Annotated in this window: 9 protein-coding genes and 1 riboswitch; of the genes, 5 read left to right on the plus strand and 4 right to left on the minus strand. The window is 72.9% G+C overall.

What is annotated here, in order from left to right:
• The first annotated feature begins 338 nt into the window (after positions 1–338).
• A riboswitch (cobalamin riboswitch) is annotated at positions 339–463 on the plus strand.
• 57 nt (positions 464–520) lie between these two features.
• Positions 521–4,168, plus strand: a complete 3,648-nt coding sequence (cobN, locus tag AB0J52_RS11205; RefSeq protein WP_500181443.1) for a cobaltochelatase subunit CobN — start codon at positions 521–523, stop codon at positions 4,166–4,168.
• Between the two features lie 88 nt (positions 4,169–4,256).
• On the plus strand, positions 4,257–4,544 hold the full coding sequence (locus AB0J52_RS11210) for a hypothetical protein (protein WP_500181444.1): 288 nt from the start codon (positions 4,257–4,259) through the stop codon (positions 4,542–4,544).
• A gap of 125 nt (positions 4,545–4,669) precedes the next feature.
• Here AB0J52_RS11210 and AB0J52_RS11215 read toward each other — a convergent pair whose 3' ends face one another.
• Positions 4,670–6,070 carry an amino acid permease gene (locus AB0J52_RS11215; RefSeq protein ID WP_500181445.1) on the minus strand — a complete coding sequence of 467 codons (1,401 nt, stop codon included), beginning with the start codon at positions 6,068–6,070 and terminating at the stop codon, positions 4,670–4,672.
• Positions 6,071–6,215: 145 nt separating this feature from the next.
• Positions 6,216–7,940 (minus strand): serine/threonine-protein kinase, encoded by a 1,725-nt coding sequence (locus AB0J52_RS11220; RefSeq protein WP_500181446.1) that lies wholly within the window; start codon positions 7,938–7,940, stop codon positions 6,216–6,218.
• A gap of 58 nt (positions 7,941–7,998) precedes the next feature.
• Between AB0J52_RS11220 and AB0J52_RS11225 the strand changes: the two genes are divergently transcribed.
• Positions 7,999–8,967 carry an alpha/beta hydrolase gene (locus tag AB0J52_RS11225; RefSeq protein ID WP_500181447.1) on the plus strand — a complete coding sequence of 323 codons (969 nt, stop codon included), beginning with the start codon at positions 7,999–8,001 and terminating at the stop codon, positions 8,965–8,967.
• Here AB0J52_RS11225 and AB0J52_RS11230 read toward each other — a convergent pair.
• Positions 8,957–10,732: a serine/threonine-protein kinase gene (locus tag AB0J52_RS11230; protein WP_500181448.1), complete on the minus strand. Its 1,776-nt coding sequence runs from the start codon at positions 10,730–10,732 to the stop codon at positions 8,957–8,959. The two genes, AB0J52_RS11225 and AB0J52_RS11230, sit on opposite strands and share 11 nt — an antisense overlap.
• Positions 10,733–10,948: 216 nt before the next feature.
• A complete protein-coding gene (locus AB0J52_RS11235) occupies positions 10,949–11,674 on the minus strand; it encodes a TetR family transcriptional regulator (RefSeq protein WP_500181449.1) in 726 nt (241 codons plus the stop codon).
• 320 nt (positions 11,675–11,994) lie between these two features.
• Here AB0J52_RS11235 and AB0J52_RS11240 point away from each other — a divergent pair, with 320 nt between their 5' ends.
• Both AB0J52_RS11240 and AB0J52_RS11245 read left to right on the plus strand, forming a co-directional pair.
• Positions 11,995–12,267: a hypothetical protein gene (locus tag AB0J52_RS11240; protein ID WP_500181450.1), complete on the plus strand. Its 273-nt coding sequence runs from the start codon at positions 11,995–11,997 to the stop codon at positions 12,265–12,267.
• 175 nt (positions 12,268–12,442) lie between these two features.
• Positions 12,443–12,645 (plus strand): DUF6504 family protein (locus AB0J52_RS11245; RefSeq protein WP_500181451.1); only part of this gene is annotated, 203 nt, incomplete at its 3' end.

A 12,645-nucleotide genomic window follows, 5' to 3' on the forward strand; every position in this document is an offset into this window, starting at 1 on the left:
GCCCGGTGGAGCGAAGCCGGAGGCGAGCGCAACCGGGCAGATCGCGAAGCGATGCCGCGTTCGCCCAGGCGCGGTCACGTAGCGAGCCGCCAGGCGAGCGGAGTGGGCCGGGACTGCGATCAACACAGCGAGCCGTTAGGCGAGCGAAGTGGGCCGGGGCTGTTTCAACACAGCGAAACGCCCGTTCCCGGCTAGGTGAGGAACGGGCGTTTCGGCCGGTCGAGCTTCCCCACTCGCCGACACAGGGAAGGGTACGCCCTGTGCCGCGTGGGAGCCACTGGAATCGCGGGGGTGAGGACGAGGCGGCCGGTCCGTAGACTGGCGCGGCGACGGCGGGCGAGGAATCCGGTGTGAATCCGGAGCTGTCCCGCAACTGTCACCGGGGAGTCCTCCCTCACGCAAGGTCACGGCGGCGACGCCGGAAGGCCGGGGCGGGGGCGCCGATCCGGGAGCCAGGAGACTCCGCGCCGTCGCGGCCTTTCACCCGAGCCGGGGCGCGGACCCCGTTGGAGGCATCGCGATGCGTGCTTTGCTGCTGTCCACCGCCGACACCGAACTGCTCGCCGCACGTGCGGCGGACGCGGGGTGGGCGACCGCCAATCCCGTGCGGGTCGATGTGGGGGAACTGCCGTCCCTGACCGAGGGCGCCGATGTGGTCGTCGTGCGGTTGCTGGGCGGCCGGAAGACCTGGCCGGACGGCGTGGAAGCGCTGGTCAGAAGCGGTTTGCCGGTGGTTTTCCTTGGCGGGGAGGCCGACCCGGACGCCGAGTTGATGGCGTTGTCCACAGTGCCGCCGGGAGTCGCCGCCGAGGCGCTCGCATATCTGCGCGAGGGCGGCGTCGGGAACCTGCGTCAGCTCGCGTTCTTCCTGTCCGACACGGTGCTTCTCACCGGTGAGGGTTTCGAACCTCCCGTGGCCATGCCCTCGTTCGGGGTGCACGGTGACCATGCGCAGGTTGAGGGCCGTCCGACGGTCGGTGTGGTCTTCTATCGCGCGCACGAGCTGTCGGGGAACACGGCGTTCGTGGACGTGTTGTGCAGGCAGATCGAGCGGGCCGGGGCCAATGCGCTTCCCGTGTTCTGCGGGTCGTTGCGCGGGGCTCAGCCGGAGTTGATGGCGTTGCTCGGGCGGAGCGACGCGATCGTGGCGACCGTGCTGGCGGCGGGCGGGGCGGTCGCGGCGGACGCCGGCGCCGGGGGAGACGAGGACTCCTGGGACGCCGGGGCTCTGGGCGCGCTCGACGTGCCCGTCATCCAGGGCCTCTGCCTCACGTCGTCGCGGCAGGCGTGGGACGAGTCGGACGCGGCGCTGGTGCCCATGGACGCGGCGATGCAGGTCGCGATCCCCGAGTTCGACGGGCGTCTCATCTCGGTGCCGTTCTCGTTCAAGGAGCTCGGTCCGGATGGCATCCCGGTGTACCGGGCCGACGAGGAGCGGGCCGCGCGGGTCGCCGGGATCGCGGTCCGGCACGCGCGGCTCCGGCACGTCCCGAACGCTGAGAAGCGGGTGGCGATCGTCCTGTCGTCGTATCCCACCAAGCACGCGCGGGTCGGGAACGCGGTCGGGCTGGACACGCCGACGTCCGCGGTGCGGATGCTCCGGCAGATGGCGGACGCCGGGTACGACCTGGGCGACGACCACTCGCTGTGGCAGAACCCGGATACCGGCGACGAGCTGATCCACTCGCTGATCGCGGCGGGCGGGCACGACGTCGAGTGGCTGACCGAGGACCAGCTGGCCAAGGCTCCCGCGCGCGCGTCTCTGGCCTCCTACCGGACGTGGTTCGAGGTGCTGCCCGAGTCGCTGCGCGAAGGCGTCCGGCAGCACTGGGGGGAGCCGCCCGGTGAGCTCTACGTGGACGGCGAGGACATCGTGCTCGCGTCGCTGCGGTTCGGGAACGTCGTGCTGATGATCCAGCCGCCGCGCGGGTTCGGCGAGAACCCCGTCGCGATCTACCACGACCCGGACCTTCCGCCCTCGCATCACTACCTGGCCGCCTACCGCTGGCTGGACCGGGAGTTCCACGCGGACGCGGTCGTCCACCTGGGCAAGCACGGGACGCTGGAGTGGCTGCCCGGCAAGGGCCTCGGGCTGTCGGACGGGTGCGCCCCGGACGGCGTCCTCGGCGACCTGCCGCTGGTGTACCCGTTCATCGTCAACGACCCGGGCGAGGGCACGCAGGCCAAGCGGCGCGCGCACGCCACGGTCGTGGACCACCTGGTGCCGCCGATGGCCCGCGCCGAAACCTACGGTGACCTGGCCAGACTCGAACAGCTCCTGGACGAGTACGCCACCGTCAACGATCTCGATCCGAGCAAGCTGCCGGCGGTCCGGGCGCAGATCTGGACGCTCGTCCAGGCCGCGCAGCTCCACCACGACCTGCACCAGGAGGACATGCCGGACGAGGCCGACTTCGACGACTTCATCCTGCACATCGACGGGTACCTGTGCGAGATCAAGGACGTCCAGATCCGGGACGGCCTGCACATCCTCGGGCAGGAGCCGCAGGGAGGGACGCGTGTGAACCTCGTGCTCGCCGTGCTGCGCGCCACCCAGGTGTGGGGCGGCGTCGCCGGGGCCATGCCGGGCCTGCGCTCGGCGATCGCCGCGCCGCACGGCCTGGACGAGAAGGCGCTGCTCGCCGAGCCGGGCGCGGTGGTCAACGCGCTGGGCGGACGCACCGCGTCCGATGTGATCGACATCCTGGAGGACACCGCGCGGCGGCTCGTCCAGGCGATGGAGGACGCGGGCTGGGACGCCGCCCGGGCCCCGGAGGTCGCCGCCGAGGTCCTCGGCCGGGACGTGCCCGACGTCGTCCGGCTGCTGGAATTCGGGGCGTCCGAGCTCGTCCCGCGCCTGAACGCCACGCGCGACGAGATCGGCGCGGTGCTGCACGCGCTGGACGGCGGGTACGTGCCCGCCGGGCCGTCCGGATCGCCGACGCGCGGCCTGGTCAACGTGCTGCCGACCGGCCGCAACTTCTACTCCGTCGACCCGAAGGCCATCCCGTCGCGCAACGCGTGGGACGTCGGCGTCGCCCTGGCCGACTCGCTCATCCGGCGTCACCTGGACGACACCGGAGAGTATCCGTCCAGCGTGGGCCTGACCGTGTGGGGGACATCCGCGATGCGCACCCAGGGCGACGACATCGCCGAGGTGCTCGCGCTCATCGGATGCCGTCCGACCTGGGACGACGCGTCCCGTCGGGTGACCGGCTTCGAGATCGTCCCGCTCGCCGAGCTGGGCCGCCCGCGCATCGACGTGACGCTGCGCATCTCCGGCTTCTTCCGCGACGCGTTCCCGCACGTCATCGCCCTCGTGGACGACGCGATCAGCGCTGTCGCCGCGCTGGACGAGCCGTCCGACCGCAACCTCCTGCGCGCCCACGCCGTCGAGGACCACGCCGCGCACGGCGACTGGCGGCGCGCGACCACCCGCGTCTTCGGCTCCAAGCCCGGCGCGTACGGCGCGGGCCTGCTCCCGCTCATCGACGCCCGCAACTGGCGCGACGACTCCGACCTCGCCGAGGTCTACGCCGTCTGGGGCGGCTACGCCTACGGCCGCGGCCTGGACGGACGCGAGGCCCGCACCGACATGGAGTCCGCCTTCCGCCGCATCTCGGTCGCCGCCAAGAACCAGGACACCCGCGAGCACGACATCGTCGACTCCGACGACTACTTCCAGTACCACGGCGGCATGGTCGCGATGGTCCGCTCCCTGACCGGCCGGAACCCGGCCGCCTACGTCGGCGACTCGGCCCTCCCCGACCAGGTCAGGACGCGGACGCTCGCCGAGGAGACGCACCGCGTCTTCCGCGCCCGCGTCGTGAACCCGCGCTGGATCGCCGCCATGCGCCGGCACGGCTACAAGGGCGCGTTCGAGCTCGCCGCCACGGTCGACTACCTCTTCGGCTACGACGCCACCGCCGGGGTCGTGGACGACTGGATGTACGAGACGCTCGCCAAGGAGTACGTCTTCGACCCCGAGAACCGCGCGTTCATGGAGAAGTCCAACCCGTGGGCCCTGCGCGGCGTCACCGAACGCCTCCTGGAAGCCGCCGACCGTGAACTCTGGGCGTCCCCCGACCCCGGAACCCTCGCCCGCCTCCGGCAGACCTACCTCGACCTCGAAGGCGACCTGGAAGGCGGCTCGGAAAGCCCCGCGTAAGAAAATTGATTAGTTCCCCTAGGCGGAAAGGGGGGCGTTCCGGTACGGTTACCCGACTTTTTCGGAACGACCCCCCTTGGACAAGCCTGTGAACCTCGACTTCAGTGCCGAGCCCCTGTTCTCCTGGTACGTGCTCCTGATGGGCATCAGCGGCATCGCCATGCTGGTCACGGCCGTGATCGGCATCGGCTCGACGGCGCGCGACCGCCTCCTGTACGCCGTGGTCGGCCTCGGAATGGCCGGTTACGCCATCTACCTGGCCTTCATCTTCAGCGGCGGCACCTACCACATCTTCTTCTACGTCTTCCTGCTGCCGATCGTGCTCATCGCACGGGCCATCGGCGCATTTTTCCGCAGCCGTAAGGCAACCGTCTGACCCGACCGAAACCAAGCCCGACCGAAACCGAGACGGCCCGCGTCCCCTGACGCGGGCCGTCTTCTTTTCTCAGTGCTTTCTCGCCGAATCGGTCGGCTCGGATGAAGCCGTCCGCCCGGCCGCTGTCAGCGGGAGTGGGGGAGGGGTGGGGTGGTGACCGGGGGGCGGGAGCCGTAGCGGCGGCGGAGGGGGTAGATCGCGGCGACGGCGGCGAGGCTGATCAGGGAGGCGACGAGCTGGGAGCGCAGCTCGTGCATGAACGCCATCGAGACCAGGACGGCGCCGAGGGCGAGGACGCAGAGCCAGGGCAGGTAGGGGTAGAGCCACATCCGGTAGGTGAGGCTGGCCGGGTCCTCGCGTTCGAGGCGGCGGCGCAGGCGCAGCTCGGAGAGCAGGATCGCCAGGTAGACGAAGGCGAGGACGGTCCCGATGGAGTTCATCAGGAACTTGAAGACCTGGTCGGGGGAGGCGTAGGAGGCCACGACCGCGCCCCACGCGGCGACGGTGCCGAGCAGGATCGCGCGGACCGGGACGCCCCGCGAGTTGATCCTGGTCAGGGCGGCCGGGGCGTCGCCGTCGCGGGTGAGGACGTGCAGCATCCGGGACGAGACGTAGATCGCCGAGTTCAGCACCGACAGCACGGCGGTGAGGATCACCGCCTGCATGACCGTCCCGGCGGCGGGGACGTCGAGCCGGTCCAGGGCGCTGACGAACGGGCTGGTCAGCACCCTGGCGTCGTTCCACGGCAGGATCGACACCACCAGGAAGATCGAGAAGACGTAGAACAGGGCGACGCGCCAGAGCACGTTGCCGGTCGCGCGGGCGACGGCGCGGCCCGGCTCGGCGGACTCGGCGGCGGCGATCGTGACGATCTCGGTGCCGCCGAACGCGAACATGACCGCGACGATCGCGGAGAAGACCGAGGTCGCGCCGTTCGGGACCAGGCCGCCGTGCGCGGTCAGGTTGTGCAGCCCGCCGGGCGAGTCCGGCCACAGCCCGAGGACGTAGAGCACGCCGAGGACGAGGAACACGATGATCGCCGCGACCTTGATCGAGGCGAACCAGAACTCGAACTCGCCGAACGACTTCACCGAGACCAGGTTCACGCAGGTCATCAGGGTCAGCAGCGCGGCGGCCAGCAGCCACTGCGGCAGGTCGACCCAGGACGCCAGGATCGCCGCGCCCGCGACCGCCTCCGCGCCGACCAGGATCACGTACAGGTACCAGTAGATCCAGCCGATGGTGAAGCCCGCCCACGGGCCGAGCGCCATCCGGGCGTACTCGGCGAGCGAGCCCGCGACCGGCCGCGCCACGACCATCTCGCCGAGCGCGCGCAGCACGAACAGCACCAGCAGGCCGGCGGCGGCGTAGGAGAGGATCGCCGCCGGGCCGGCCGTCCGGATCACCTGGCCGCTGCCCACGAACAGGCCCGCGCCGATCGCGCCGCCGATGGCCAGCATGGTCATGTGGCGGCGGCGCAGGCCGGTGCGCAGCTCACCCGGACGGTCTGGACTCTTTTCGGACATGCCTGAAGTGATCCTGTCGCATGGGCAAAACGGACCCGATCACTCTAGGTGACGGCGCGCCGCGATACGTACCCGGTTCCGGATGCTGGGACGCCGGGGCGGTCAGGCGTGGTCTGGCGGGACGGTCCGGGGTGCCGGGCGGTGCTCAGTGGGCGCGGTTGAGGGCGAAGTGGGTGAAACGCGCCAGGACGTAGTCATCGGGGCCGGGCGCGCTGTCCATCGGGTCGGCCATCAGGGCGGTCTGCCCCTTGGTGAAGGGTTCGTCCTCGTCGTCGGCGCCGAGCGCGTAGTCGCCGTCCAGCCAGGCGCGGACGCTCGTCCGGCCGCGGGCGACGCGCACCTCGGCCTGGACGCGGACGGGCTCGGACGCCGCGTCGTAGGAGTGGGCCGGGACGCTGTCGAGAACGTTCGTGTCGCCGTCGGGGGTCTCCTTGACCAGCCGCGCCGAGCCGTCCGAGCGCAGCAGGACGCCGTAGTGCCGGTCGTCGGTGGCGAGGAGCAGCAGGCCGGCCTGCCAGGGCTTGCGGCCGGAGGCGCCCGCGAGCCGCACCCGCACGTCCGCGACGGAGTGCGTCGCCGGGGCCTCGTGGGGGGCGACGCACCAGTCGGGGCCGTCCTTGCCGCTCCTGATCTCGAATCCGCGCGCGCCGAAGACGCCGCAGTCGTCGGCGTTCCAACCGGAACCGGCATCGGCCAGCGACCCGTCCGGGACGAGGGCCGCGCCGAGCCGCGGCACCTTCGGGTCCGGCTCGCCGTCCAGTAGCCGAAGGGTGGCCGCGCCGCCCAGCAGGAGCGCCCCGGCGACGGCGACCGCGATGACCCGCCGGGAGGTGAGGCGACTCCGGTGTCCGCCGGCCGGCCGCTCGGCCGCCGCGTCCGGCCGGCCCTGCGCCTTGACCGGCTCCTCTCCCGGGATCGGGGCCGCTTCGGCCGCCCGGGTGAGCGCCAAGGTGGGAGCGGCCGGCGGCGTGCGGGCGGACGGCTCCTCGGGGACGGGCGGTCCGGTGGAGCCGGCGGCCTCACCGGCCGTGGGCGCGGCGTCGGGGAGGAGCTCCGCGCCGGGCGTGGCGCCGATCAGGGTGGCGAGGAGGTCGGGGACGGACGGGCGGCGGCCGGGGTCCTTGGCGAGGGACGACTCGACCAGAGCGCGGAGACCGTCGTCCAGGCCGTCCAGGACCGGGGCCTCGTGGACGACGCGGTACAGGATCTCGTGGACGTTCTTCCCGACGAACGGCGGACGGCCCGTCGCGGCGAACGCCACCACGCATCCCCACGCGAAGACGTCGGCGGCCGGGGTGAGGTCGCCGCCGCGCACGAGCTCGGGGGCGACGTAGGCGGGGGTGCCGAGGAACTGGCCGGTGACGGTCGGGCCGTCCGCGCCCTCCAGGGCCCGCGCGATGCCGAAGTCGATCACGCGGGGGCCGGTGGGGGAGAGCAGCACGTTGGACGGCTTCAGGTCGCGGTGCACGATCCCGGCCGCGTGGATCGCGGACAGCGCGGTGGCGACCCCCACCGCGAGGCTCTCCAGGTCGCCGCCGCGCAGCGGGCCCCGCTCCCGGACGGCGGCCTCCAGCGTCGGGCCGTCCACGAACTCGGTGACCACGTAGAGCGGGTCGTGCTCCAGGTCGGCGTCCAGCACGGGCGCGGTGCAGAACCGGCTGACCCGCCGGGCGGCGGTGACCTCGCGCCGGAACCGCGCGCGGAACGCCTCGTCCCCGGCGAGGTCCGGGTTGACTACCTTGACCGCGACGTGCCGCCCGGCCGCGTCCTCGCCGAGCAGGACGGTGCCCATCCCGCCCTGGCCCAGCCGTGCGGTGAGCCGGTAGGGGCCGAGTCGCGCGGGATCGCCGGCGCGCAGCGGAGAGGGCATGGCCCGGACATTAGTGGATCACTTGGGCGGCGGTGATCGCGGACCGTACGCTGGGCCCATGGACGCGACCACGGACGTGCTGGGGCCCGGTTACGAGGCGATCGAGCTGCCGCTCGGCGAGGACGCCGAGGGGGAGGTCGTCGCGACCCTGGTCCGGCGGCGCGGCGAGGCGTCCTCCCGGCGCGCCGTCCTCTACCTGCACGGGTTCGTGGACTACTTCTTCCAGCGCCACCTCGCCGACTTCTACGTGGCGCTCGGCTACGACTTCTACGCCCTGGACCTGCGCAAGTACGGGCGGTCGCTGCGCCCGCACCAGACCCCGAACTTCGTCCGCAGCCTCAGCGAGTACTTCCCCGAGATCGACGAGGCGGTCCGGATCGTCCGGGACGTGGACGGCCACGACACGCTGCTGCTCAACGGGCACTCCACCGGCGGGCTGGTCGCGGCGCTGTGGGCCGACCGGGTGCGCGGGCGGGGCCTGGTCGACGGGCTGTTCCTGAACAGCCCGTGGTTCGACATCGCCGAGCCGTGGCCGGTGCGGAAGGCGGGCGCGGGCCTGGCCCGGGTGCTCGGCGCGCGGTTCCCGACCGCGAAGCTGCCCGCCGGGGTGTCCGACCTGTACCCGCGCAGCCTGCACCGCGACCACGACGGCGAGTGGGAGTTCGACCTCGGCTGGAAGCCGCTGCTCGGCTTCCCGGTGCGGGCGGGCTGGCTGGACGCCGTCCGGCGCGGCCAGCTCCGGCTGCACCGGGGCCTCGCGATCGACGTGCCGGTGCTGGTCATGGCGTCGGTGCGCAGCGTCCGGCCCAAGCCCGGTGTCGAGGGCCTGACCAGCGCGGACGCCGTGCTGGACGTCGAGCACATGGCCCGCTACGCGCCGCGCCTCGGGCCGGTCGTCACGCTCGTCCGGATCGAGGGCGGCCTGCACGACCTGGTGCTGTCGGCCGAGCCCGTCCGCGAGCAGGTCTTCGGCCAGCTCGGCCGCTGGATGCGCGGCTACCTGCCGGACACCGGGGTCAGCCCTTGATCTCCGAGAGGTCGAAGTCGTCGAAGTCGCCGACGACCCGCACCGACGTGTTCCCGCCCGCCGACACCATCACCCCGGCGCCGCCGTTGGCGAGCGGACGGTCGGCGTCGGTGGTGTCGGCGGCCTGAGAGCCGTTCACCCACAGCCGCAGCCTGATCTTCTTGCCGCCGTCCTGCTGCTCGCAGGCGGCCTGGAGCTTGTTCGTCCCGTTCTTCTTGAACCCGGAGACCGAGCCGCTCGTGGCGAGCTCCTTCGTGCCGAGAGGGCCGCCGACCTTGCGGACGACGAGGCCCTTGCCGTCCTTGCGGAGCAGGAACGCGTAGAGGGCGTCCTTGCTGTCGTCCATCTCGTCGTGCAGGCGGCAGACCACCCCGGCGGACGCGTCGTCCGGGCCGCCGTCGAACTTCAGCGTCGTCGTGACCAGCGCGCGCTCGGGCACCTGGCCGTTCTTCGGCGCGGCGCGCCAGCGCAGGGACGAGCCGTCGGTGCTGACCCAGTAGAGGTTCTTGTCGTAGCCGTACCAGGAGCCCATGCTGTCCCAGCCGGACCGGCTGTTGGAGAAGTCGTCGCTGTACACGCTCGCGGTCTTGGACGGCGGGCCGTCCGGGGAGAGCAGCGCCCACGCGCCGATCCCGGCCACCAGCAGGACGGCCACGGCGGCGGCGCCGATGAGCAGCGGCTTGCCGGGCCGGGCGGGCAGGCGGAACGGGGCGGCGGAGACCGGGTCGTGCCGGGTCGGCTCCGGCCCCAGCAGCGTCTGCGGCTGCACGACCGTCGGCGGCTGCCCCGGCCCACCCGATCCGTTTGGCACGCCTTGCATGCCCGGGAGGCGCGTTCCGCCCGACATGCCCGGTGCGACCGGGGCGCCGGCCGGCGGGCCGGACGGGTTGTGCCAGGACGCCTGGACGGTCTCGGCGATGCGCGCCGGATCCGGCTGGGCGTGGCCGACCAGGCCGGCCAGCAGTTCCTGGACGGTCGGACGGTTCCGCGGGTCCTTGTCGAGCGCGGCGGTGACGATGCCGCGCAGGTCCGCGTCCAGGCCCTCCAGGGCGGGCGGCTCGTGCGCGACGCGGTAGAAGATCTCCGGGACGGTGCCGCCCGCGAACGGCGCGCTGCCCGTTCCGGCGTAGGCGACCACGCAGCCCCAGGAGAACACGTCGGACGCGGGCGTGACCGGCTCGCCGCGCAGCAGCTCCGGCGGCAGGTAGTTGGGCGTCCCGATGAACTGGCCGGTGCGGGTCGGGCCGTCGGCGGCGTCCAGCGCCCGCGCGATCCCGAAGTCGATCACCCGCGGGCCGGTGCCGGACAGCAGGACGTTCGCGGGCTTGAGGTCGCGGTGCACGATGCCCGCGCCGTGGATCGCGGCGAGCGCCGTGGCGACGCCGACCGCGAGGCCCTCCAGGTCCGAGCCGGGCAGCGGGCCGCGCTCGGCGACCGCGCGCTCCAGGCTCGGCCCCTCGATGTACTCGGTGACCACGTACAGCGGGTCGTGTTCGAGCTCGGCGTCCAGCACGGGCGCGGTGCAGAACCGGCGGACCTGCCGGGCCGCGGTCACCTCGCGCCGGAACCGCTCCCGGAACGGCCCCTCGCTGGCCAGCTCCCGGTTGATCACCTTGACCGCGACCCGCCGCCCGGCCGCGTCCTCTCCGAGCAGCACCGTCCCCATCCCGCCCCGGCCGAGTCGGCCGAGCAGCCGGTAGGGCCCGAGGTTGCGAGGGTCCTCCGGGCCGAGGGACGGGACGTTCGCGGCGGCTTCAGGGGTCATCTCTGGTCCTGGGGGGTCGGGAGTCGGCGGCGAGGTTCGACACGCCTGCGCGTCGGTCGACGTGGGTCGGGTGTCTCCCGGCGCGTGCGGCGCATCAGTTCGACGTGCGCGGCGCGTCTGTCCGTTCCGGTGTGATCCGCACCGGATGCCCCACCCTATCGAGGGTGATCGGCCGTCCCGTCTCACCGACCGGTCCCGTCCGGCTTCCCGCCGGGGTCAGATCCAGTCGCGGAGGGTGGCGCCGGCGAGGGAGACGATCGCCTCGACCCGGGCGGCGACCGCCTTGGGGTCCCAGACGTCCGCGTGCGCGCAGCGCTCGAACGCGACGCGCGTCGCGCCGGAGTAGAACGCCACCATGATCTCGGGACGCGGGTCGGTGGCCGGGTCGACGCCCTCCCGGTCGGCGATGATCCGCGCCAGCAGGTGCTCGGTGCGCTCGTACCGGGCCATCTGCGCGGCCTTCAGCGCGGGCTCGGCCTCCAGCACCCGGCGGATCCGGCGGAACCGCTCGGTGTCCTCGGGGGTCCCCCCGGCGATCTCCCTCAGCACCAGCCGCAGCGTCTCGAAGAGCGCGGTGAACGGCCGCTCGTCCGCCGGACGCTCCGCGAGCGTGTCGGCGAACCACTGGTCGTGCTCGTCGAAGAAGCCGGTGACGACGTCCTCCTTGGTCGCGAAGTACCGGAAGAACGTCCGCTGGGACACGTGCACGGCCGCGACGATCTCGTCCACCGTCGTCGCGTCGTAGCCCTGGGCGAGGAACAGCTCCACGGCGGCGTCGATCAGCGCCGTCCGGGTCCGCCGCTTCTTGAGCTCCCGCAGCCCGCCCCCCGCCGGACCGCCGCCGCCCGGCGCGTCGTCCGGGGAACCGGCGTCCGGACGCTCCGGGACGGCCGGGGCGTCCGGGGCGTTCGGTGCGTCGGGGGCTTCCGGGGCGGACGGCATCGGCGGGCTCCTTGGTGGCGGGGTGTGGAGCTCTGGCCGATCGCTCCACCAGTGGGTTTACCACGGCGGCGGCCGTCTCGTCCGGGTCGGCGGCGTCCCGGGGCCGTCGTGGCGTCAATGCGGCCTTTTTGCGGATGTCACGGGGATTGTCCGCAGGGCTTCGACGTAAGTATCCCGTCACTCTCCGTTCCGGAGCGGGCCCGGTCGCGGCGGGAACCGAAGAGGGTAGACCCAGTCCTCGGGATTTCCTGCGGTGATCATTTGTCGCGGGCCATCCTGAGGGCGGCAGGATCCATCCAGGGACGAGGCGGCTGATCGCGGTGTCTGTTGTCGGGGAGCGGGAAATCGCCGAGGTGCGCCGGCACCACCTGGCCGCCCTGGCCTACGAGGTGGAGGCCCGGGGCCTGCGCTGCCGGCTCGCCGGGCCGGACGAGATGGTGCTCGGCGTGGTCGGGCCCGTCACCCGCCGCCAGATCATGGTCGTGGCGACCCCGGTCGGCTCCGGCTGGTCCTACCTCTGGTCCGGCGGGGGCATGGCCGACGTGGCGCGGGTGTCCGGTGTGGCCGACCAGCTCGCGCGGCTGCTCTCCTGACCCGCTTTTCCCCGGTTTCTCCCCGCCTGACCTGGCGTTTCGCTCGTCGCCGTGACACGCCGGGACGACCCCGCCTTGCTGGGCCGGTGGGTCTTCCCTAGACTCTGGTACGAACGTATGTTCGAGACAGAGGCCGCATGCCTTCCCCCGTGCGGCGAGCGTGAGGGGGAGGCGGATGACGCGCGTGTTCGGCGATCCGGTCGAGGTCCGGGTGACCGGCGGGCGCCCGGCCGGATTCGCCTGGCGGGGGCGGCGGTACGCGGTGCGCCGGGTGCTGGAGCACTGGGTGACCACCCGCGACTGGGGCGGACGCCGGGCTGGTCTACCGCACCGACGCCAGGGCACACGCCGCTCTGGGACGCCGTCCAGGCCGTCCGG

This window comes from Spirillospora sp. NPDC049652, from assembly GCF_040675125.1.
In the GTDB taxonomy this organism is placed as follows: Bacteria; Actinomycetota; Actinomycetes; order Streptosporangiales; family Streptosporangiaceae; genus Spirillospora.

What these genes read in the sequence shown, in the direction of transcription:
- cobN (WP_500181443.1), top strand. Translation starts at nt 521, where the DNA reads ATGCGTGCTTTGCTGCTGTCCACCGCCGACACCGAACTGCTCGCCGCA.
- AB0J52_RS11215 (WP_500181445.1), bottom strand. Translation starts at nt 6,070, where the DNA reads ATGTCCGAAAAGAGTCCAGACCGTCCGGGTGAGCTGCGCACCGGCCTG.
- AB0J52_RS11220 (WP_500181446.1), bottom strand. Translation starts at nt 7,940, where the DNA reads ATGCCCTCTCCGCTGCGCGCCGGCGATCCCGCGCGACTCGGCCCCTAC.
- AB0J52_RS11225 (WP_500181447.1), top strand. Translation starts at nt 7,999, where the DNA reads ATGGACGCGACCACGGACGTGCTGGGGCCCGGTTACGAGGCGATCGAG.
- AB0J52_RS11230 (WP_500181448.1), bottom strand. Translation starts at nt 10,732, where the DNA reads ATGACCCCTGAAGCCGCCGCGAACGTCCCGTCCCTCGGCCCGGAGGAC.
- AB0J52_RS11235 (WP_500181449.1), bottom strand. Translation starts at nt 11,674, where the DNA reads ATGCCGTCCGCCCCGGAAGCCCCCGACGCACCGAACGCCCCGGACGCC.